22 protein-coding genes are annotated in these 21,730 nt (G+C 64.0%); 5 read left to right on the top strand and 17 right to left on the bottom strand.

All coding sequences use genetic code 11. From position 1 onward, the window contains the following. Positions 1-26 precede the first annotated feature (26 nt). Positions 27-908 (bottom strand): formyltetrahydrofolate deformylase, encoded by an 882-nt coding sequence (gene purU / locus ACQ4WR_RS22775; protein WP_102293303.1) that lies wholly within the window; start codon positions 906-908, stop codon positions 27-29. 344 nt (positions 909-1,252) lie between these two features. Here purU and ACQ4WR_RS22780 point away from each other — a divergent pair, with 344 nt between their 5' ends. The 3 genes from ACQ4WR_RS22780 to ACQ4WR_RS22790 all read left to right on the top strand — a co-directional run bounded on the left by ACQ4WR_RS22780 (position 1,253) and on the right by ACQ4WR_RS22790 (position 2,920). Further along, positions 1,253-1,756 (top strand): phasin family protein, encoded by a 504-nt coding sequence (locus tag ACQ4WR_RS22780; protein WP_436490080.1) that lies wholly within the window; start codon positions 1,253-1,255, stop codon positions 1,754-1,756. Between the two features lie 48 nt (positions 1,757-1,804). Then, positions 1,805-2,179 (top strand): KGG domain-containing protein, encoded by a 375-nt coding sequence (locus tag ACQ4WR_RS22785; protein WP_102293301.1) that lies wholly within the window; start codon positions 1,805-1,807, stop codon positions 2,177-2,179. Positions 2,180-2,407: 228 nt separating this feature from the next. Then, entirely contained in the window at positions 2,408-2,920 is a 513-nt protein-coding gene (locus tag ACQ4WR_RS22790) for a YgjP-like metallopeptidase domain-containing protein (RefSeq protein ID WP_102293300.1), read from the top strand. Between the two features lie 97 nt (positions 2,921-3,017). On the opposite strand, the gene ACQ4WR_RS22795 is transcribed toward ACQ4WR_RS22790, so the two are convergent. From ACQ4WR_RS22795 to ACQ4WR_RS22850, 12 genes are all read right to left on the bottom strand, one after another. Next, a complete protein-coding gene (locus ACQ4WR_RS22795) occupies positions 3,018-3,608 on the bottom strand; it encodes a PEP-CTERM sorting domain-containing protein (protein ID WP_102293299.1) in 591 nt (196 codons plus the stop codon). Positions 3,609-4,061: 453 nt separating this feature from the next. After that, a complete protein-coding gene (locus ACQ4WR_RS22800; protein WP_180979323.1) occupies positions 4,062-4,607 on the bottom strand; it encodes an LOG family protein in 546 nt (181 codons plus the stop codon). A gap of 11 nt (positions 4,608-4,618) precedes the next feature. Continuing rightward, positions 4,619-5,392, bottom strand: a complete 774-nt coding sequence (locus tag ACQ4WR_RS22805; RefSeq protein ID WP_436490083.1) for a tetratricopeptide repeat protein — start codon at positions 5,390-5,392, stop codon at positions 4,619-4,621. Between the two features lie 61 nt (positions 5,393-5,453). Beyond that, on the bottom strand, positions 5,454-6,125 hold the full coding sequence (locus ACQ4WR_RS22810; protein WP_034758777.1) for a TetR/AcrR family transcriptional regulator: 672 nt from the start codon (positions 6,123-6,125) through the stop codon (positions 5,454-5,456). 139 nt (positions 6,126-6,264) lie between these two features. Continuing rightward, positions 6,265-6,984 carry a phasin family protein gene (locus tag ACQ4WR_RS22815; RefSeq protein ID WP_102293296.1) on the bottom strand — a complete coding sequence of 240 codons (720 nt, stop codon included), beginning with the start codon at positions 6,982-6,984 and terminating at the stop codon, positions 6,265-6,267. Positions 6,985-7,118: 134 nt separating this feature from the next. Continuing rightward, a complete protein-coding gene (locus ACQ4WR_RS22820; protein WP_102293295.1) occupies positions 7,119-10,760 on the bottom strand; it encodes an EAL domain-containing protein in 3,642 nt (1,213 codons plus the stop codon). Positions 10,761-11,063: 303 nt separating this feature from the next. Further along, the gene (locus tag ACQ4WR_RS22825) at positions 11,064-12,020 is read right to left on the bottom strand and encodes an esterase/lipase family protein (RefSeq protein ID WP_102293294.1); all 957 of its coding nucleotides are present in this window, start codon (positions 12,018-12,020) and stop codon (positions 11,064-11,066) included. Further along, positions 12,017-13,663 carry a GMC family oxidoreductase gene (locus tag ACQ4WR_RS22830; protein WP_102293293.1) on the bottom strand — a complete coding sequence of 549 codons (1,647 nt, stop codon included), beginning with the start codon at positions 13,661-13,663 and terminating at the stop codon, positions 12,017-12,019. The genes ACQ4WR_RS22825 and ACQ4WR_RS22830 overlap by 4 nt, the downstream gene beginning before the upstream one ends. A 10-nt stretch (positions 13,664-13,673) precedes the next feature. Continuing rightward, positions 13,674-14,192 carry a hypothetical protein gene (locus ACQ4WR_RS22835; protein WP_436490084.1) on the bottom strand — a complete coding sequence of 173 codons (519 nt, stop codon included), beginning with the start codon at positions 14,190-14,192 and terminating at the stop codon, positions 13,674-13,676. A gap of 92 nt (positions 14,193-14,284) precedes the next feature. Continuing rightward, positions 14,285-15,490, bottom strand: a complete 1,206-nt coding sequence (locus tag ACQ4WR_RS22840; RefSeq protein WP_436490085.1) for an MFS transporter — start codon at positions 15,488-15,490, stop codon at positions 14,285-14,287. A 91-nt stretch (positions 15,491-15,581) separates the two neighbouring features. Further along, positions 15,582-16,484, bottom strand: a complete 903-nt coding sequence (locus ACQ4WR_RS22845) for a LysR substrate-binding domain-containing protein (protein ID WP_102296739.1) — start codon at positions 16,482-16,484, stop codon at positions 15,582-15,584. After that, the gene (locus tag ACQ4WR_RS22850; protein ID WP_436490086.1) at positions 16,481-17,254 is read right to left on the bottom strand and encodes an RNA methyltransferase; all 774 of its coding nucleotides are present in this window, start codon (positions 17,252-17,254) and stop codon (positions 16,481-16,483) included. Before ACQ4WR_RS22850 ends, ACQ4WR_RS22845 begins: the two co-directional genes overlap by 4 nt. A gap of 195 nt (positions 17,255-17,449) precedes the next feature. Here ACQ4WR_RS22850 and ACQ4WR_RS22855 point away from each other — a divergent pair, with 195 nt between their 5' ends. Continuing rightward, complete coding sequence (locus ACQ4WR_RS22855; protein ID WP_100876268.1) at positions 17,450-18,232, top strand: inositol monophosphatase family protein; 783 nt, start codon at positions 17,450-17,452, stop codon at positions 18,230-18,232. A 53-nt stretch (positions 18,233-18,285) separates the two neighbouring features. Here ACQ4WR_RS22855 and ACQ4WR_RS22860 read toward each other — a convergent pair whose 3' ends face one another. From ACQ4WR_RS22860 to ACQ4WR_RS22875, 4 genes are all read right to left on the bottom strand, one after another. Beyond that, positions 18,286-18,444 carry a XapX domain-containing protein gene (locus ACQ4WR_RS22860; RefSeq protein ID WP_436490087.1) on the bottom strand — a complete coding sequence of 53 codons (159 nt, stop codon included), beginning with the start codon at positions 18,442-18,444 and terminating at the stop codon, positions 18,286-18,288. Further along, positions 18,441-18,638: a DUF1427 family protein gene (locus ACQ4WR_RS22865; RefSeq protein WP_102296730.1), complete on the bottom strand. Its 198-nt coding sequence runs from the start codon at positions 18,636-18,638 to the stop codon at positions 18,441-18,443. Before ACQ4WR_RS22865 ends, ACQ4WR_RS22860 begins: the two co-directional genes overlap by 4 nt. Before the next feature lie 14 nt (positions 18,639-18,652). After that, positions 18,653-20,503, bottom strand: coding sequence for an amidohydrolase (locus tag ACQ4WR_RS22870; RefSeq protein ID WP_436490088.1), 1,851 nt, complete (start codon positions 20,501-20,503; stop codon positions 18,653-18,655). Positions 20,504-20,570: 67 nt separating this feature from the next. Beyond that, positions 20,571-21,224: a hydrolase gene (locus ACQ4WR_RS22875; RefSeq protein WP_102296726.1), complete on the bottom strand. Its 654-nt coding sequence runs from the start codon at positions 21,222-21,224 to the stop codon at positions 20,571-20,573. Positions 21,225-21,453: 229 nt separating this feature from the next. Between ACQ4WR_RS22875 and ACQ4WR_RS22880 the strand changes: the two genes are divergently transcribed. Next, positions 21,454-21,714: a hypothetical protein gene (locus tag ACQ4WR_RS22880; RefSeq protein ID WP_436490089.1), complete on the top strand. Its 261-nt coding sequence runs from the start codon at positions 21,454-21,456 to the stop codon at positions 21,712-21,714. Positions 21,715-21,730 lie beyond the last annotated feature (16 nt).

The raw sequence follows: 21,730 nt of genomic DNA on the forward strand, positions 1-21,730 counted from the left end.
TCGGTAAAGGAAGGGTGAAGTCGGTATCAGCGGAAGACCACGGTCTTGTCGCCATTTTTCAGGATGCGGTGCTCGACGAACCATTTCACGGCGCGTGCCAGCACCACGCACTCGACGTCGCGGCCGATGGCCGTCAGGGTGTCGGCATCCATCGCATGGTCGACGCGTTCGACGTCCTGCTCGATGATCGGGCCTTCATCCAGGTCGCCCGTGACGAAGTGGGCCGTCGCGCCGATCAGCTTGACGCCGCGGTGGTGCGCCTGCGCATACGGCTTGGCACCCTTGAAGCTGGGCAGGAAGGAATGGTGGATATTGATGGCGCGGCCGTCGAGCGCCTGGCACAGGCCCGGCGACAGGATCTGCATGTAGCGCGCCAGCACCACCAGGTCGATCTGGTGCGTGTCCATCAAGTCGATGATCTTCGCTTCCTGCGCCAGCTTGGCCGCTTCCGGCGCGCCTGTCGCCAGCGGCAGGTGGTGGAAGGGAATATTGTAGCTGGCCGCCAACTGGTAGAACTCCATGTGGTTCGAGACGATGGCGGGAATTTCCACGTTCAGCAAGCCGCTCTTGTAGCGGAACAGCAAGTCGTTCAGGCAATGGCCGATCTTCGACACCATCAGCATGACGCGCGGCTTGACGCGCGCATCGTGCAACTGGCCGTGGAACTGGCCGTTTTGCTGCATGGTCTGCGACAGGTCGGCGAAGTCGGCGCGCAAGCGGGCGTCGCTGATGGCGCCGTCTTCCAGCGCGAAATGCACGCGCATGAAAAACAGCTGGGACTCCTGGTCGCCGAACTGGGCCGAATCGAGGATGTTGCAGCCGTGCTCGGCCAGGAAGCCGGACACGCGGTGCACGATGCCGCGCTGGTCCAGGCAGGACAGGGTCAGGATGTATTCGGGATGCGTCATGGTCGCGGAATAAGGTCAAAAAGTAAGGCGGTGCTCGGCTCAGCCACGCGCGCCGGCCATCGGCTGCGCTGCCGCGAGCCGGCTATTGTCGCACGGCTGAGGCCCAGAACCCGCATTTTCCACGCAGCTACCGTGGCTGTTGTGGCCAGCCGTCTGATTGCGGTTCATTTGATCTGGCGCAAAACCATCGCATTTTTCAAGCAGCCGGGGGCCATTCTGGCCCCAAACGGGCATCTGGCACGGAACCTGGCGCGCCCTGCGGCGTCTATCCCTTTGCTTGTTTCAACTACGCCGCATCCGGTGCACCGGGTGCTTTTCGGACCAGATTTCCATTGAGGTAGAACATGTTCTCTAACAGTATCAGCCCCGCGCTCAAGTCCCACCTGGAAGCCCAGCTTAATTTCGCCACCGAACTGTCGCGCAAGATGTTCGACACGGCGCAGAAAATGAGCGAACTCCACCTGCGGCTGGCGCAAGACCTGTTCCAGGAATGCAGCAACACCAGTCAGCAACTGCTGTGCGCACGCGACACGGGCGAGCTCCTGTCGGCGGCGGCCCAGTTGCAACCGGGCGGCGCCACCTTGCGCCAGTACCAGCAGCAGTTGGGCAACCTCGTCGCCCATGCCAACGTCGAAATGAACCGCGCCGCGGAAACGCATATTCCCGAAGCCAGCCGCACGGCCGTCGCCTTCGCCGATGAAGTGGTACGCAAGACGGCCGAAGAAACGGAAAAAGCCACGCAGCGCCAGCGTGAACTGATCGAAAAAATGCACGCTGGCGGCCACCGCGATGGCGCGGGCGCCGGCCAGGGCCGCGACAACGGCAGGCATGCCCATCAACCGCATTGAACACCTGCATTCACCACCGAACCCCCACTAGACAGCAAGGAGAACACCATGGCTAGCAATCAAGGCAATGAACAAGGCAAAGGCACGGGCAGCAGTCAGAAAGGCACGAGCAAGCGCGGTTTCGCCGCCATGAATGAAGAGCAGCAACGCGAGATCGCCAGCAAGGGCGGACAGGCAGCCCATCAGAAAGGCACGGCGCACGAATTCGACTCGGAAGAAGCGCGCCGGGCCGGACAAAAAGGCGGCGAAGCCGTCAGCCGCAACCGTGAACACATGGCCGAAATCGGCCGCAAAGGCGGCGAAAGCCGGCAATCGGCCCAGCGCGCCAATGAAAACCGCGGCAGCACGGCGGCGCGCAGCGGCGCTACCGAGCAGCAATCGAAGACGAGCAGGCAAGGCAAGGAGGAAGACGACAAGGGCTGAGCTGTTGTATTGACGCTGACGGCAGCCTGCAGGCAGTAGGCGGCAGGCGGCAGGCGGGGCGGCAGGCGCGGCCAGGATGCGGGAGCTGGTAGGTGCATTCAGCACGGCCCCTGCCACTCTGCCACTCTGCAGCTCTGCCGCCTTTGGCGAGGACTGGCGCAACGCCGGGCGCGGCGGTATGGTACATTCTCGCCTTATCGACCCACTCGCCTTCCCGCCCGCCCCCGCATGCAGCCATCCCTGAAATACCTGAGCGCTTATTCCGAGCAGACACAATCGCAAGTACAGCAACTGATCGCGCAGGACAAGCTCGGTGAAGTCTTGCTGAAACGCTATCCGAGCGCGCATGACGTGCGCAACGACAAGGCGCTGTATCAGTACGTGCAAGACTTGAAGAATGAATTCCTGCGCAACGCCGAACCCATTAACAAAGTGGCGTTTGACAGCAAGATCCACGTGATCCAGCATGCGCTGGGTTTGCACACGTCCATTTCAAGGGTGCAAGGCGGCAAGCTCAAGGCCAAGCATGAAATCCGCGTGGCCACCATGTTCAAGGAAGTGCCGCTGGAATTCCTGCGCATGATCGCCGTGCACGAATTGGCGCACGTGAAGGAAAAGCAGCACGACAAGGCGTTCTACAAGCTGTGCACGTATATGGAACCGCAATACCACCAGTATGAATTCGACGTGCGGCTGTACCTGACCCAGCTTGACCTGTCCGGCCAGCGCCTGTGGTCATGAGCCGGCCACACGTGAAAAATGCCGCCCAGCAAACTACTGAGCGGCATTTTTTTTACCTGCGGCCGCCACCGGTGCGGCCAGGGCGGGAACGCTGGCGTCAGGCGGCGTTCTTGCGGCGGCGCATGAAGGCCAGCAGACCCAGGCCACCCAGCAGCATGCCGTAAGTGGCTGGTTCCGGCACGGCGCTCACGGCCAGGTTGTCGACCTGGAAGGTGCGCAAGGCGCCTTCTTTCCACGTTGCCGACAGCAGATTGCTGAAACCCGAGAACGAGTAATTGGCGAAGTTGTGGCTGCCATCGAGGGTGAACGTCTGCGTCACGGTACCGCCGCCTACTTGATGACCGACAAAAGTGACGTCATAAGAACCGGGTAGACTCACGAAATCAGCCAGGCTGATCGAGTTCAGCGAGAAAGCGGCACCGTCGGCGCGCGACAAGGTCGTCGTCGACAGGGCGGTGGCGCCCAGGCCAGCCGAACCGGCGTAGGCGAAGCTGTCTTGATGTGCCGAGCTCAACAGGCCCAAAAAGCTGCTGTCGAAATTGTAGCCGCCTTCGGAATAGGAGTTGAAGACGGAACCGAAGTAGCCGGGCTGTTCCAGCGAATCGAAGCCGATCGTGGTCGTTTGCGCCTGGGCGCCGCCAGCGGCGGCAAGAATGGCGGCGACAGCGGTCGCACGCAAAAGGGTCATAGGTTTCAAAATAGCATCCTTTCGAGATGATGAAGTAGCGTGGCTGTGGCAACTTGAGGTAGTTCGGCACCGTTTTTGGGGGAGTCTTGTCGCGCTCGCAGGTGTCCGATATTCCTAACTTTTGAACAGCACCAGTAGACCACAATCATAATTAAAAATCATCTTCATTTTCAAAAAAACATGCATCAAGAGAAATATTATGTCGATATTTTTATCAATTAAAGCGTCCTCAGCGATAAATTTTCCCGTCTAGAAATAGTTGTCCAGGCATCTATATGCAACCGGCAATCTTGCCTACTTGCCCGGGATCATCAGGCTGCGTCCAGCCGTTTTTCCCCATGACAAGTTTTACCATCCTGATGGCAGGAACCTGGCCTTGCCATTTCATCCACGCATTAAAAAAGCCATGTCCTTTTCGGTGCATGGCTTTCTCATTCTGGCACTGATGAATAACTAGGGCGCGCCATCCTTCAGGCGCTGCACCAGTGCCGCCGCATCGGCATCGGCATTCAGGAAGGCGGCGTGCTGCGGGCGGATGAAGCCCTGTTCCCGGCCATTCGTCACGAAGGCCAGCAAGCCGTCATAGAAACCGTCGACGTTGAGCAGGCCGATGGGCTTGGCATGCAGTCCCAGCTGGGCCCAGGTCAGCATCTCGAACAATTCTTCCAGGGTGCCGTAGCCGCCGGGCATGGCAATGAAGGCGTCGGACAGGCTGGCCATCATCGCCTTGCGCTCATGCATGTCCTTCACGATGAACTGGCGCGTCAAGCCCGTGTGGCCCACTTCGCGCTCGACCAGCTGGGTGGGAATGACGCCCGTCACCTCGCCGCCCAGGCGCAGCACTTCATCGGCGATCACGCCCATCAGGCCCACCTTGCCACCGCCATACACCAGCGAAATATTTTCCGCCACCAGCACGCGCGCCAGTTCGCGCGCCGCGACCGCATAGTCCGGCGACACGCCCGCGTTGGCGCCACAATACACACATAAAGCCTTGATCACAGTTGTCCTTACTCTTTCAATTCATCAATAGCAGCCTCGACTTCGAGACGCTCCTTGGCATCGACGGCCTCGCAGTCGGCCGCCTTTTCATACAGGGCCAGCGCTTCCGCCAGTTTTTTCTTTCCATCGAGCATGTTCAACGCGCGTGCATACTCGCTGTGGGCCAACGCCGAATACGGCGTCAGGGCCAGCGCCGTCTTGAAGTGCTGATAGCCATCTTCCTTGTTGGCGCCATAGGTCAGGCTGCCGATCATGGCGCCGACCTTGTCGATAATTTCCGTATGATAAATGCCAAACGCGATATGCGCTTCCGCATGCATGGGCGCCACCGTCATCGTGCGGTCCAGGCTGTTGCGCACGCGCGCGCCCATGCCCTGCGCCAGCGCCTTGACGACGGAGGTGCCCAGCGCATAGCGGCCCAGGCTGTAGGCATGCCAGTAATAGCCGGCCGGATTGTCCGGCTGCTCAATCTGCTGGCGCTCGCAGCGCTCGGCCACTTCCTCGTACATGTCGAGTTTCAGGCGTTCATTGACTTCCAGGTGCGTGGCGTAAATACACGTGGCCTTGTGCGCCACCGCATAGCCGGGCACGCCAACGGCCAGGCCCAGTTTCGCGGCACGCTCGAAGTCGCCCGAGTGAAAGGCCAGCCAGGCCTGCAGCAGCGCCGGGTGCGTGGGAAACGGTTCGACATCGCCCGCATGCAGGCGCGGCCAGGCCGCCTCCAGGCTTTGCGCGGTGTAGACATACGCCTCGCGCGGATAAGGGAATTGTTTCCAAGCCATGCATGCCTCCTGTGAATAACGGCTGGCCATGCTGCCGGCAGCTGGTACGCCGGCAGCATGCTCAGTCGTTCTTGAGTTTGGTCACATATTCTTCCGACAGTTTACGGAACAACAAATGCGTTTCGTTGCGCAAATACGGTCCGATCAGCGACAGCACCTGATAGCAGCCGCGCGCCAGCGCATCGGACATCGATTGCTGCTCGCTGTACTTGCGCGGATTGCGCACATATTCGTACGACAGCCAGTAAGTGGCGACCACCACCATATTTGTCGCCATGGCAGCCACTTCCATGTCCGACGCTTCCAGCGACTGCTCGCTGCGCAAGTCCTCGCACAGCTGCGTGGCGACCTTGATCTTGTGCGCGAGGATCAGCTTGAAGTGCAGTTCCAGCTTGCGGTTGCGCGACAGCAGATCGTTGAGGTCGCGGTAAAAGAAACGGTAGCGCCAGATCAGCTCGAACATCAGGTGCAGGTACAGCCAGACGTCTTCGATATTCGAGCGGCGCCCGTCCGGCACGGTCAGGATGCGTTCGATTTCCGCCTCGAACTGCACGAAGATGGAATTGACGATATCGTCCTTGTTGCGAAAGTGGTAGTACAGGTTCCCCGGCGAAATGTTCATCTCTTCCGCGATCACGGTGGTCGTGATATTGGGTTCGCCAAACTCATTGAACAGGCGCAGCGACAACTCCAGGATGCGTTCGCGGGTACGGCGTGGTGCTTTTTGTAGCATGGCGGGCAATCTCTCTGTGTTCTGCCTCAAGCATACCACCTTAAATAGCCGCAATGAAACACCCCGCCCAGCGGCGCCGGCGAAATAGCGGGGCAAAAAAAAGCCTGCGCAAGCAGGCCGGGATGGCGATGGCGCCGCGTCAGGCGGCCGGGGCTTTCTTCTTCGCCGCAGGCTTTGCGACAGGCTTGGTGACAGGCTTGGCCACGGCAGGCGCCGCCGGCTTGACGGCGGCCCTGGCGGCAGGCTTGGCCACGGTCGCTTTCGGCACGCTTTTCGGCGCCGCCTTCGCCGCGGTTTGCGTTGCGGTTTGCGCTGCAGTCTTGCTGGCCGGCTTGCTGGCCGGCTTCGCTGCCACCTTCGCGGCAGGCGCCTTGGCAGCCGGCTCCGCGGCAGCCTTCACGGCCGGCCTGGCCGTCGCCTTGGAAGCGGCCTTAGGCACGGCCTTGGGAATCGCCTTGGCCGCCGCAGGCTTGGCCGACAACGCCAGTACCTGCTGCTGCAAGGCGTCGATCTTCGCGTGCAGGGCACCGATCTCATGCCGGGTGGGCACGCCGATGGTGCCCAGGGCGCGCGCCACGCGCTCTTCGAACACTTGCTCCAGCTTGTCCCAGGACCCGCTGGCCTGCTTGCCCACCCCGTCGGCCAACTTGCCGACGCTGTCGCTGACGCCGGCCACCTTGCTTTCAGCGCGCTGCTGGAATTCCGTGCCTTCCTTGACCAGCCTGGAAAACACGCGGCCGCCCTCTTCCTGCGCCTTGGCAAAGGCACCCAGGCCCGCTTGCCAGATCTGCTGCGCGGAGGAACGCACGGCGTTCGCCAATTCCTTGTCTTCCGCCAGTTCCTTCAATTTTTTCACCATCGCCAGCTCCTGTCGTTTGCAAGGCCATCATCATGATGACGCTTTTATTCTAGTGAGCAAAACTAGAGACGGGAGTCTAATCCGCCAGCGCGCTGCGCCGCACGGTGCGGCAGCGCACGCAGGCGGGCGGGAACTCAGGCGGCGGCCTTCACGGGACCGTGCAGCAGACCGTGCAGGCGGAAGCCTTCGCGGATATTCTCGCGCAGGACGGCGCCCTTCCAGGGCTTGGTGTAGAAGCGGTCGACGGCGCCGCGGTTGATGGCCGCCATGATCGGGGTCAGGTCGGCAAAGGCCGACAGCATGATGCGGAAGGTGTCGGGACACAGATGCTTGACCCGCTCCATGAATTCCGTGCCGCTCATGAGCGGCATGCACTGGTCGCACAAAATCACCTGCACCTTGTGGCGCGCCAGGATGTCGAAGCCTTCGGCGGCCGTCTGCGCCGTCAGGATGCGGTAGCCATCCTGCGCCAGGAAGTCGCTGAGCACGTCGAGCATGAAGACATCGTCGTCGACGATCAGCAAGGTTTGCTGCTCTTCGCTGCCCGCGTCCTGCGGCGCCTGCAGCAACTTGCCGCCCATCAGCATCTGCTCGAATTCTTCCTGCGGCACGGGACGGCTGAAATAATAGCCCTGCATCTCGTCGCAGCCGTGGCGCCGCAAATACGCCAGCTGCGCGTCTTTTTCCACGCCTTCGGCGATCACTTGCAGCTTCATGCTGTGCGCCATGCTGATGATGGCCAGCACAATGGCCGCGTCGTCCGGATTGCTGGTGACTTCGCGCACGAAGGCGATATCGATCTTCAGCTTGTCGATGGGGAAGCGCTTCAGGTAGGCCAGGCTGGAATAGCCGGTGCCGAAATCGTCGATGGAAATCTGGATGCCCAGCGCCTTGAGGTTGCGCAGCACGGCGATGGTTTCCTCGGCATTCGACATCAGCGAGCTTTCCGTCAGCTCCAGCTCCAGCAGGTCGGGCGCGATGTCGTACTTGCGGATCGCCTTGAGCACTTCTTCCTCCAGGCCGCCCACAAAAAACTGGATGCCCGAGACATTCACCGACAGGTGCACGGGGCCGATGCTGCTGGCGCCCCATTCGCTGATCTTCTTGCAGGCCTCGTCGAGCACCCAGTTCCCCACCCGTACGATCAGCCCCGTCTCTTCCAGCAGGGGGATGAAGAGGGCCGGCGACACCATGCCGTGGCCCGGGCGGCGCCAGCGTATCAGGGCCTCGGCGCCGCTGATGCGCCCCGAGATGATATGCACCTTGGGCTGGAAGAACAGCACGAATTCCTCGTTGTCGATGGCGCGCCGCAGGGCGTTTTCCATGTCCAGCCGGGCCATCGATTGCGCGTTCATTTCAGCCGTGAAGAAACGGAAGGCGTCGCGGCCCGCTTCCTTGGCGCGGTACATGGCCGTATCGGCATACTGGATCAGGGTGTCGGCGTCGACGCCATCGTCGGGATACACGGAAATGCCGATGCTGACCGTGACCGTCACTTCATGGCCCTGCAGGTCGAACGGCTTGCGCATCGATTCGCGGATCTTGTCGACCACGCCCACGGCATGCTGGGCGCCTTCGGGCAGCACCAGGATGGCGGCGAATTCATCGCCGCCGAAGCGGCCGATGGTATCGCGCACGCGCAGGCAGTCGACCAGGCGGCTGGCAAACTGGCGCAACAGGTCGTCGCCGATGGTGTGGCCCAGCGTGTCATTGATGTTCTTGAAGCGGTCCACGTCCATGAACAGCACGGCCACGGCCCACTGGTGATCCGCCGCCTGCACCAGCGAATGCGTGAGCGAGGCGTAAAACTGGCTGCGGTTCGGCAGGCCCGTCAGGGTGTCGAAATGGGCCAGTTTCATCAGGCGCTGCTCGGCGTCCTTGCGCTCGGTGATGTCGCGCGCCACGGCCACCAGTATCCAGCTCTGGCCCGAACGCAGGGTGCGCCGCTGCACTTCCACGGCCAGCGGCGAACCGTCCTTGCGCTGCAGCTGCAATTCCGTCATCGGGCCGCCCTGGTCGCCCGCCAGCAGCTTGTTGTACAGCTCTTCCAGCTGCGCCTCGCCCTCTTGCGGGCGGCCAGGCCCGGCCCGCAGGAAGTCTTCGCGCTCGAAACCGAGCATGCGGCACGCCGTCTGGTTGACGTCGACAAAGCACATGCCGGCCCGGTCAACGAGGAAAATCGCATCCGCCGTGGCATCCATGGCCAGGCGGAAGCGGCGCAAGTCTTCGTCGAGGCGGATGCGTGCCGCCATGTCCAGGGTCAGCTGCTCGTGGTGGCGCTTGATTTCGTCGTACAGCAGCAGATTGTCGTAGGCGACGGCGATCTGCGCGGCCACCGTCGCGGCGACGCGCTCGTCGACTTCGGAAAACTCGTTCGCGCCCAATTTATCAACCAGGTACAGCCAGCCGTGGCTGCGCTCGCGCGAAGCGATGGGCACGCCCAGGAAGGAGTGGATGGGCGGATGGCTGTCGGGCAGGCCCAGCGCCGTCGGATCGCCCTTCAAGCCGTTGACCCGGTAGGGCTGGCGCTGTTCCAGCAGGCGCTCGAGGATGCCCACGCGCGGCGCGCTGGCGATGCGTTCGAGGTTTTTCTCCGCGCCGCACGAGGAAAAATAACTGAGCTTGTCGGCCCCAGGCTCCAGCATGCCGATGCACGCATACTTGGAGACGCAGATATTCTGCGCCACCTTGCAGCCCGCCTCGATCAGCGCGCGCGGATCGCGTTCGGCGCCCAGCTCGATGCCCAGTTCAATCAGGGCCGTCAGGCGCAGGCTGACGGCCTGCAGGCTGGACAGCGAGCGCGACAGCCGTTCCGTCATGATGGCCAGGTCCTCCGGCACGGGCGCGTCGCCATCGCCCTGCACGGCCAGTTGCGAAATCTGCTGGCTCGACGTTTCCAGCTCGTCCAGATAGCCGCTGACCTGATGGTCGATATCGGCCAGCTTGTGCGGACCCGCCGGCACGGCCGCGCGCGCCACATCGGGCACCGTGGGCAGCAAGGCGGCACCCGCGGGGGCCAGGCCCAGTGCCTCGTTGACCGTGCGCGTGATGACATCGGGATCGGACGGCTTGGGCAGCACCCAGCGCACGCCGCAGGCCTGCGCCAGCAAGGTCGCTTCTTTTTCGCGGTAGGTGGCCGTGTAGAAGATGATGGGCACGTCGGCCAGCGCGGGGTCTTCATGCACGCGCGTGACGAACTCGTAGCCATCCATGTTCGGCATGAGGATGTCGGAGATGATCAGGTCCGGCCGCTCGGTGCGCATGACGTCGAGCGCATCGGCGCCGTTGGCCGCTTCCAGCAGGCGGTGGCCGCCGTAGCCCAGCAGGGCTGTGAGGAATTCGCGGTTCAGCACATGATCATCGACGATCAGTATCGTTGCTATGTCGTTTTTAACTGGCGTCGACGGCGCCCCGGGTAAAAAAGATTCCAGCTCCGCGACAAACAGGTCGGGTTCGATCGGTTTGCCGATATAGCCATTGAAGCCCGCTTCGAGCAGGCGCTCGCGGTCGCCCACCATGGCCAGCGCCGTCACGGCCAGGGCCGGGATCTTGCGCAGCTGCGGGTCTTTCTTCAGTTCCGCCACCACGCCATAGCCATCGAGTTTGGGCAAATGCACGTCGCAGATGATCAGGTCGGGCAATTCGCTGCGCGCCATGCGCACGCCCTCTTCACCATCATAGGCGGCCAGCGGCGTGTAGCCGAAGGCACGCAGCAGGTACACCATCAATTCCATGTTGGTGGCGTTATCTTCGATAATCAGGATTCGTGCGGACAATTAGCACTCCCAATAAAAACAGCATTGACTCATTTTATGCCACCACCCATCTTCTCACTTGCGCGTATAACATAATAATCCTACAACATATTGCCATACTTCCCGGCAAAAATCTTTTGACCGGTGTTCAGCTGAACAGTTCCAGCGATCACAAAAATAAATTTCTCGGTGGCACCATCCTGACCTTAGCTTAATACAGGACGCCAGTGTAAAACAGGTTTTTCTACCTCAATCCATATTAAAGACAAGCAACAGCAGAGTCAAAAGAGACACACTTGCCATGCTGATAAAACACAACAGGATTCAGGCAAAATGGGGGGAGGATGGGGGTTGGCAGACTTCGTTCTTGATAGTAATTTCTGCCAGCAGCTGACGCAGTACGCGCGCGTCGCTGGCCAGCGCCACGTGGCCGATGCCGCCAAAGGCGATATTGCGCGCGCCGGGCAAGTGCGCGGAAGCCTGCGGCGCGACGATATTGTCGTGGTGCGAATAGATCGAGGTGATCAGGGCGCGCGTCTCGGGCGTTTCGCTGGCGGCCAGCTGCGCCAGCCATTCGCTAGGGGCGTCACCGATGCGGCTCATCTGCCGCGCATTGGCGCCCGCCGCCAGGTTGGCCAGCGCCGTGCCGTGGTGCGGCGTGCCAATCGTGATGATCTTCGCCACGCGGGCGGCGCCATAGTGGCGCAGCCAGGCACGCGCCACCAGGCCGCCCATGCTGTGCGCGACGATGATGGCCTGCGGCTTGCCCGTCAGCGCGCACAGCGCGCGCAGCGCCTGCTCCACCTGCACCGCGTAAGCGTCGATATCCGCATTGATCGGCTCCAGGTCGACCGCCTTGTGCACGATGCCCGCCTGCGCCAGCTGCCGGCTGAGTTTTGTCCAGTAGCCGCCGTTGCACACGTAGCCGTGCACCAGCAGCACCGGCAGGCCGGCGCCGGAGATGCTGCGCGCCGCCTGCAGGCGCGGACGCAGCATGCCCCACGACGACGTCCACAGGGTGGCGCGCAATTCGCCGAAAAACAGGCGCGCGGCGCCCACGGCGTCCAGCTGGTATGCGGGCGGCACGGGGCTGCCACCACGCCGGCTTTCCCAGAAATTGCGCGCCACCACCAGCGCGCGCACGGCCAGCAGCATGGCGGCCGCCAGCAGCAAGGCCAGCACCGGCGAAGCGATGCCCCACGCGTGCATGGCCAGCCAGGCCAATCCCAGCACGGCCAGCACTTGCAGCAGCATCAGCCACTTGAGGATGCGCGCGATCATGCGGCGCCTGTGGCGGCGGCAGGCACGGGCACGGGCGCCGGCTTGCCCGTCAGCTGCTGCGCCAGGCCGCTGGCCAGGCGCGCCGCCACCGCGTAGATCGTCAGTTGCGGATTGGCGCCGATCGAGGTGGGGAACAGCGAGCCATCGTGCACGGACAGGTTGCGCACGCCGTGGTAGCGGCCATCGGCACCCGTCACGCCCAGGCGCGCGTCGTCCGACATGGCGCAGCCGCCCATCACGTGGGCCGACACCACGCGCGCCAGCAAGGCCTGCATCGGCAAGGCGCCGATGGCCTGCTTTGCCTGCGCCCAGCTGGTGTAGTGGCTGGCCATTTCATGCACGGGATACACGCTCTTCGCGCCGGCGGCGAACTGGATTTCCGCCATCGACAGCAGCGCGCGCCGCACGCCATCCCAGAGGTAGGGCGTGAGCGGATAATCGAGCACGGGCGCGCCGAAACTGTCGATGGAGACGCTGCCGCCCGCCGAGTCATGGTGAAAACCGTCGCGCAGCAATGCCAGCAAGGCATGCACATGGGGGAACTCGCGCATGGTGCGCGCGTGTTCGTCGCCAAAGCCGCCCATGGTGGTGGCCATCAGCAGCGGATGCAAAGGCGGCGCTTCGAGCTTGTAGCCGATGGGGCCATCGATGGGCGCCACGTGCAGGAAATGGTCGGAATAAATCGTCTGCGGCGCGCCCGCGTAGGCGTCGACGCGCTGCGCGAACAGGCCGGCCGAGACCAGCGTCGGATGCAAGAAGGTGCGCTGCCCGAGCAAGCCGTGCGGATCGGGCGCTTTCGAGCGCAGCAGCAGCGCCGGCGAGTTGATGGCGCCGCCGGCCAGCACAAAATGTTTGGCGCGCAGCGTCAGGCGCACGCCCGTCGACACCTGCCCGAGCGCGTCCAGCGCCGTGATCTGCAGGCTGTCGATGCGCTCGCCCTTGAAGACAAAGCGCTCGGCGCGCGCATGCGTGAGCAAGCCCGCGCCCAGCGCCAGCGCCGCCGGAATCGTCGTCACCAGCATCGACTGCTTGGCGTTGGTCGGGCAGCCCATGCCGCAATAGCCAAGGTTCCAGCAGCCGTTCACATTGCGCCGGATGGCGGCCGTGGGGATGCCCAGCGCGCTGGCGCCACGGCGCAGCAAATCATTGTTTTCATTCGGCGGCGCGGCCCAGTCGCTCACGTGCAGGCGCCGCTCCATCATGGCGAACCATGGCGCCATGGCCTCCACCGAGTAGCCGGCCAGGCCAAAATGCTTGCGCCAGTAGTCCAGGGTGCCGGGCGGCGTGCGGAAACTCGAGGTCCAGTTGACGGTGGTCGAGCCGCCCACGGTGCGCCCCTGCAAGATGTTGATGGCCTTGTCGCGCGTCTTGCGCGCCGCCGATTCCTGGTACAGGGCGGGATAGGCGTCGGCCTCGCGCATCTTGAAGTCTTGCGAGGACTTCAAGCCGCCCTCCTCGACGATCAGCACTTTCAAGCCGGCCAGCGCGAGGATTTCCGCCGTCACGCCGCCACCGGCGCCGCTGCCGATGATGACGACATCCGCCTCGAAAGTGCGGTCTGCGCCCAGGCTGCCGGCGTCGGTGACGTTCCAGCCTGCGGCCAGGCCGGCGGCAATCGGGTCGGGTATGGGAGAGGTGCTCATGGTGGCCTTGTCAGCTCAGTTCGGGCAGCGGTCCCGGATAGCCGATGGCGGCCCAGTGGGCGGCATCGCCATACCAGGCGCCGAGGATCAGATCATGCAGGGCCAGGTAGGCCGTCTGCAGCGTTGCAAGGCGGTGCGTGCGCCACGACTGCAGGAAGGCGGCCACCTGGGCCGGGTCGGCCCCGGACCAGCCGCCCTGGACACCGGCGACGAAGCGCCGCGCGGGCGCCAGCGCCAGCAAGCCAAACAGATCCTGCACCTCCTGCTGCGCCGCCAGCGGCAAGCCGCGGATGGCCGTGTCGACGCCGACAATGGCGCCGTCGAGCGCCGCGCCGCGCGCCGTGGCTTCTTGCGGCAGGGCGCTGCCCAGCATGGCCGGCACGATGGCCGCCAGTGCCGCGCGCGCTTCGCCATCGAGCACGAAGCGGCCCGGCGGCGCCGGTCCGCGCACCAGACGATAGGCGGCACCGCCGGCGGCCAGCGCACAGGCGCCCAGCACGCCCAGTTTCAGGAACGATCTGCGTCGCATCAGCAAGTCTCCATCGCCATGTCTCCCCTTGTTTTGTCCTGCCTTTTGCCGGCCAGTGTACGCCAAAGGCAGGGGCGCCCCGCGCGCAAAAACTAGAGCGGCGCATCTAGTTTGCGCGACTGGCACCACAGCAGCAGCATGGCCAGCAGCGCCGCCAGCGCCCCGCCGATGGCGATGCTGGGCAGGCCGAAGCTGACGATCAGGGCCGCGCCCAGGGCGCCGCCGGCTGCCGTACCCGCGTTGAAGGCGGCGATGTTCAAGCCCGCCGCCACCGCGTCGCTGCCCGGACAATGCCGCTGCGCCAGGCGCAGCAGCCGCATGGTGGACAAGGTGACGAGGGCGAAGAACAGCAAGCCCAAAGTGCCGCACAGGGCCAGCAGGGCCAGGGGCTGGCCGCGCAGCAGATAAAAACCCGCCAGATTGAGGGCCAGCGCGGCCAGGGCCAGCAAGGTGTCGCGCTGCGCCGTGCAACGGTCGGCGCACCAGCCGCCCAGCAGGTTGCCGCCGATGGCGCACGCGCCAAAGCACAGCATGGCCGCGCCCAGCCCGTCCGCATCAAGCCCGCCCAGTTGCAGCAGGAAGGGCGAGATATACGTGAAAAAGCTGAAGGTGGCCACGCTAACCAGCGCCGCCACGCCGGCCGCCTGCAGCAAGGCGGGCTGCAGGATGGCGCGCAGGCTGGCCAGCGCGGACAGGGACGCGGCCGGCTTGCGCGCGACGGGCATGGCCCACAGCAGGCCGGCGCCGCCGCACAGGGCCAGCGCGCCGATGGCGGCAAACACCCAGCGCCAGGACGACAATGCCCCCAGCCAGGTTCCCAGCGGCACGCCGCCGGCCAGGGCCAGGGTCAGGCCCAGCCAGACGATGGACAGCGCCCTGCCCGCGCGCGAAGGATCAACCAGGCTGGTGGCCGCATGCGACGCGACCGCCATGAACACCCCATGCGCGAGGCCGACGGCAAAGCGCACAAAAAGCAGCGCGCCCAGCGCCGGCGCTGCCGCCATGGCCACGCTGCCGGCCGCCAGCACGAGCATGGTGGCCACCAGCAGCTGGCGTTCGGAGCGGCGCGACAGCACGGCCGTCAGGATGGGCGCGCCGATGGCCGCCCCCAGCGCATACGCGGCAATGGCGCCGCCGGCCGCCGCCACGCTGGCGTGCAGGTCGCGCGCCATGCCCGACAGCAGGCCGGCGGCGATGAATTCGGACAGGCCGAAGGCAAAGCTGCACAGCGACAGCAGGTAGATGGACGGTGGCAGCGCGGCAGCCGAGACAGCAGCGCGTGAATAAACAGTGGACATGGCGCTTCCAGTAGAGTCAAAACGCCATGCTGGCCGCTGGCCCGCCATCTGTAAAATATCTTATTTATCTTGAAATGAGACGCTCAAAGTCTCAATGAGCGGAACAGTGCCGCAACTGCGCCAGCAGACGCTCGCGCACGGGAGAGTCGCGCCGCGGGTCCCAGGCCATGTACAGGTCGAGCTGGCGCAGCGGCTCGGGCGCATCGCCGTGCAGCGGCAGCATGACCACGCCCGCTGGCGCGCTGCCGGCCAGGCTGGCGGGCAGCAGCGCCACGCCAAAGCCGGCCGCCACCAGTCCCAGCACCGTTTGCAGCCGGCGCGCCTGCTGCGCCACCCTGGGCACGAAGCCCGCATGCAGGCACAGGCTGGCCAGCTGGTCGTGGAAGCCCTGGCCCAGCTCGCGTGGCGAAGCGACGAAATCGTCCTGCGCCAGGTGCGCCAGATCCACGCTCGCCTGGTGCGCGCAGGGGTGGCCCGGCGGCAGCGCAAGCATGATGTCTTCGCCGCACAGGCGCTCGAAGCGCAAGCCCGGCGTGCTGCGCCCCGGCGCGCGCAGCAGGGCGATATCGGTCTCGCCCCGCTCCAGCCACTCGACCTGCTGCTGCGTCGACGCTTCGCGCAGGGTGAACTGCACGGCGGGCGAGGCGGCGCGGAATGCGCGCAAGGCGTCCAGCACGTGGGCATACGGCGTGATGTGGATAAAGCTCAGGCGCAAATGGCCTGCTATGCCCTGCGCCACACGGCGCGTGGCCGCCACGCCCTCTTCCAGCGCGGCCAGCACCTGGCGCGCCGTGGCGAGAAAAGCCGTACCGGCTGGCGTCAGGCTGACCTTGCGGTTGGTGCGCTCGAATACGGGATAACCGAGCATCTCCTCCAGCCGCAGAATGGCCTGCGACAGGGGCGGCTGCGCCATGTGCAGCCGTTCGGCGGCGCGGCGGAAATTGAGTTCCTCGGCGACGGCGATGAACTGGCGCAGCAGCCGTGTTTCTATCATGGGCTTTTTTTCGCCGCAGCCAGGATGTGCCGGGAAATGCCGCGCAGGATGTTGACTTCTTCCGTTTCCAGTCCCGTGCGCGAAAACAGGCGTTTCAGGCGCGGCATGAGTTTTTTCGGATTGTCGGCATCGAGGAAATCGATGGCCACCAGCGCCTGCTGCAAATGCTCGTACATGCCGTCGATCTGCGCCAGGCTGGCCGCGTCGCCATGAAAACCAATGGGGCTGGCAGCCGGCGCCTCATCGGCCATTTCCAGGGCCGACATCCTGCATTCATAGGCGACCACCTGCGCCGCCTGCGACAGGTTCAGCGAGGAATAGTCAGGATTGGCGGGAATGTTGATCAGCACATTGCACTGCTCGACGATCTCGTTGGGCAGGCCGAAACGCTCGTTGCCGAAGATGACGGCCGCGTGCAAGTCCGTGCCGGCGGCCAGCTGGCCGGCGATGGCGCGCGGGCTGGTAACGGGCGGCGAGAATTCACGCAAACGGGCCGAGACGGCCGCCGCATAGTTGCAGCCTTCCAGCGCCTCGGCGATGGAGCCGACGATGCGCGCGCCGGCCAGGATATCCTGCGCGCCGCTGGCAAAGGCCACCGCTTCCGCATCCGTCAAGGCATCGGGAAAACGCGGGTTGACCAGCACCAGATCGGAAAAACCCATCGTTTTCATGGCCCGCGCAACGGCGCCAATGTTGCCAGAGCGACTAGTTTCGACAAGAATAAATCGCAGGCGTTTGAAAAGAGACGTGTTGATTTCGGGCAGATTCATTTAAAATAGCGCTATTGCGCGGTATCGATACAGGAAATTTCGGGAAACGGAGTCACACAACGCTGACTCCAGGCCGGGATTTTAACCACTTCGGCACCGCTCCGCTCTTTAATTCATTCTTGCACTCTATCGTACCGGCGCCGCAAGGCGACCTTGGGCGGTCGCGTGCTTTTAACGGAAGCTCACATGCACCCAATGCTCAACACGGCGATCAAAGCCGCCCGCCGCGGCGCCGCCGTCATCAATCGCGCCTCTTTTGACCTCGACCGCGTCGTCGTCACGGAAAAACAACATAACGATTTCGTCACCGACGTCGACCAGGCGGCCGAACAAGCCATCATCGAGGTGCTGTCCAAAGCCTACCCGGACCACGCGTTCCTGGCCGAGGAATCGGGCGCTTCCGCCAACTCGCACGACGAGAATGAATATCAGTGGATCATCGACCCGATCGATGGCACCACCAACTTTATCCACGGTTTCCCGCAATACTGCATCTCGATCGCGCTCGCGCATCGCGGCGTCGTCACGCAAGCCGTCATCTACGACCCGGTCCGCAACGACCTGTTTACGGCCACCAAGGGCGCCGGCGCCTACCTGAACGAAAAGCGCATCCGCGTCACCAAGCTGGACCGCATCTCGAACGCCCTGCTGGGCACCGGCTACGTGGCCGGCAGCGCCCGCGCGCTGGACGAATACCTCAAGATGTACGCGATCATGGGCGAACGCAGCCAGGGCGTACGCCGCGCCGGCTCGGCCGCGCTGGACCTGGCCTACGTCGCTTGCGGCCGCCTGGACGGCTTCTACGAAAAAGGCCTGAAGCCTTGGGACATCGCCGCAGGCGCGCTGATGATCACGGAATCGGGCGGCATCGTCGGTGAATTTTCCGGCGAATCGGAGTACCTGTACAAGGGCGACGTCATCGCCGCCAGCCCGAAGATCTTTGGCCAGATGATTACCCTGCTGACGCCATTTGCATAAGGTTGCACACGCGGCATCCATGAAAAAACCGGCCTTGGCCGGTTTTTTTACATTCAGGGGCTGACCTGCCCCGCCAGCACGAATCCCAGTGTCATGGCCACCACCATCGCCGCGCCCGTGGGCGTGGGTGGCGTGGGCGACGGCAGGTCGAACCAGCGGCACACGACGCCCACCAGCACGCCCAATACCGATCCGGCCAGCATGACGTTCATGGCGCCTCCCGCTTTTCCGCCTGCTCGCGGCGCTGCAGGTACAGGCCCGTGAGCCAGTAGCCGCAGCTGGTCAAAAACACCAGCAGCGCGGCGCCCAGCACGGGCGGCGCCGGCACGGGAATGCGCGCCAGCTGGCACACGAAGCCCACCACAAAGGCCAGCAGCAAACCCAGAATGACTTTCTTGCAGCGCATGGCTCACTCCTTGTCTAGAAAGCGAAGCAGCTGCAACCGAGCGTGCCCCAGAAGCCGGAAAAATCGGAAATCGGCACGGCCGACTTGCGTGCCCGGTCATGCGCATGCGCATGCACGCCGCAGGCGCCCGCGCACTGGTGCGGCATGGCGGCCTGCGCCTGCTTCGCCACGGGCCGGTAATGGCCGGGCACCGTGCGCACGGGCGACCACTCGGGCAGCACGGGAATCGGCGGCGGCGCCAGGGTCGAAAATTGCCCCTGGCCGTAGACGATTTTCCCGCCCACCATGGTCAGCACGGATTCGATGGACTTGATCGCCTCTTCCGGCACGGCGAAATAATCGGCCGACAGGACACTCAAATCGGCCAGCATGCCCGCGCGGATGCGCCCCTTCTTGCCTTGCTCGCTGGAGAACCAGGCGCTGCCCGCCGTCCACAGCTCCAGCGCCGTATCGCGCGACAATCTGCCCGCCGCATCCGTCAGGGCCAGGCCGCCCACGGTGCGCCCCGATACCAGCCAGTACAGCGCCGTCCACGGGTTGTAGCTGGCGACCCGCGTGGCATCCGTGCCGCCGCCCACCGGCACGCCGGCGTCCAGCATGCGCTGCACGGGCGGCGTCGCTTTCGCCGCTTCGGCGCCATAGCGTTCGACGAAATACTCGCCCTGGAAGGCCATGCGGTGCTGGATGGCCAGGCCGCCGCCCAGCGCCTTGACCCGGTCGATATTGCTCGGGCTGATGGTTTCCGCGTGGTCGAACAGCCAGTGCAGGCCGGCGAACGGCGTGTCGCGGTTGACCTTTTCAAACACGTCGAGCATGCGGCTGATCGATTCGTCGTAGGTGGCGTGCAGGCGGAAGGGCCAGCGCTGCTCGACCAGGTGGCGCACGACCTTTTCGAGCTCCTCCTCCATGCCGGCCGCCAGCTCGGGGCGCGGTTCGAGGAAATCCTCGAAGTCGGCGGCGGAAAAGACCAGCATTTCGCCGGCGCCGTTATGCCGGTAAAAATCCGTGCCGTCACCGGGCTTGATCATGCCGGTCCACTTCTGGAAGTCCTGCAGCTCCGCGCCCTTGTTTTGCGTGAACAGGTTGTAGGCGATGCGGATGGTCAGCTGCTCTTTCTGCGCCAGCTCGTCGACGACGGCATAGTCCTCGGGATAATTCTGGAAGCCGCCGCCCGCGTCGATGGCGCTGGTGACGCCAAGGCGGTTCAATTCGCGCATGAACTGGCGCGTGGAGTTCACTTGCAGCTCGCGCGGCAGGCTCGGGCCTTTCGCCAGCGTGGCATACAGGATCATGGCGTTCGGACGGGCGATCAGCAGGCCGGTCGGATTGCCGGCCGCATCGCGCACGATCTCGCCGCCTGGCGGGTTCGGCGTGTTCTTGTCGTAGCCGACGGCGCGCAGGGCGGCGCGGTTGAGCAGCGCGCGGTCGTACAGGTGCAGGATGAAGACGGGCGTGTCGGGCGCGGCCGCGTTGATTTCATCGAGCGTGGGCATGCGTTTTTCGGCGAACTGGAATTCCGTCCAGCCGCCGACCACGCGCACCCATTGCGGGTTCGGCGTGCGCAGCGCCTGTTCTTTCAGCATGCGCAAGGCGTCGGCCAGCGAAGGCACGCCCTCCCAGCGCAGTTCCAGGTTGTAGTTCAAGCCGCCGCGTATCAGGTGCAGATGCGAGTCGTTCAGGCCGGGAATTACCGTGCGGCCACCGAGCTCGATCACCTGCGTGGCCGGGCCGCGATGACGCATCACGTCTTCAAGGTCGCCGACGGCGAGAAATTTGCCATCGGCGATGGCGACGGCGGACGCCAGGGGCTGCGTCTTGTCGACCGTGTGGAAACGGCCATTGAGTAAAATCGTGTCTGCGTGCATGGGAACTCCCGGATCAGGTGAAAACACGGCCCCGCCGGCGGGTGGCGGAGCCGGAGTCAGTGAAAAATCAATGGCCTTCGCTGGCGTTGAACATGGACTTGGCGTAGATCAGGCCCAGGCCATAACCGCCGCCGTGCGCCACGGCCGTCGCCACCGTTTCATTGTAGGTCTCGCCGCGGGCCCAGTCGCGCTGCAGTTCCAGCAGGTATTGCACTGACGTCAGCGGCTGCGCGCCCGCCTGTATCATGCGCTGCATGGCCATCGCATGGGCTTCGTCGGATACGTCGCCGCTGGCGTCGGCGATCACATACACTTCAAAACCCTGCTCCAGCGCCGACAAGGCGGGGCCGACGATGCACACGGATGTCCACAGGCCGGCCAGCACGATCTTGCCCTTGCCGTAGCCATTCACCTTGTCGGCGATGCGCGCATCTTCCCAGGTATTCATGCTGGTGCGGTCGATCGGCGCCTGTTCCGGGAAGACGGACTGGATTTCATCGAAGATCGGGCCGGAAAACGATTTCGCGGCCACCGTCGTCAGGATGGCCGGCACCTTGAATTCCGCAGCCGCCTTGGCCACCAGGGCCGCGTTGTTGCGCAGCAGCGCCAGGTCGATCGAGCGGGTGGCAAACGCCATCTGCGACTGGTGGTCGATCATGATCAGTGTATGGTCGTTCGGGGTCAGCAGTTTTTGGGCGGCTTGGGCGGTGGCGATAGGCATGATGTTTTCCTTAGTGAAAATAATTGAATATAAAAAGTGCGTTCTCTGTACGGCTGCTTTGCTCCTGCCCTTGCCTCACATCGTGTGTGCCGGGCCAGTGCTATGCAGTATGCACGCAGCAAATCGAAAACAAAAACGGAAAGAATGCCAAGCTATATTCGATTTTTTCGATGATATAAAATACGCGTAACAAGTGCCGCGGCAGCGCCCCGCACATCAAGGAGAAAGCATGGGATTTGAATTCAGGATCATGGCCAGCCTGGCGCAGGGACAGCGCCAGCACATCGCGCAGCTGATCGCGGCCCTGCCGCAGGCGCCACGCGCGCCCGGCGCCATGCCCGACACGGATGTGCTGCTGACGGACACCGGCCTGTATGTGTGCCAGTACCTGCGCCCGGAGCCGTGGCATGGCCTGGAAGCCGTGCGCGACTACTTCAAGGCCGCAACCATCGCTCACAGCGTGCATGACGCCGAGGACGAGGCAATGTAACGCACGTGTTACTGGC

The organism is Janthinobacterium amylolyticum (genome assembly GCF_051380655.1).
Taxonomy (GTDB): domain Bacteria; phylum Pseudomonadota; class Gammaproteobacteria; order Burkholderiales; family Burkholderiaceae_D; genus Janthinobacterium.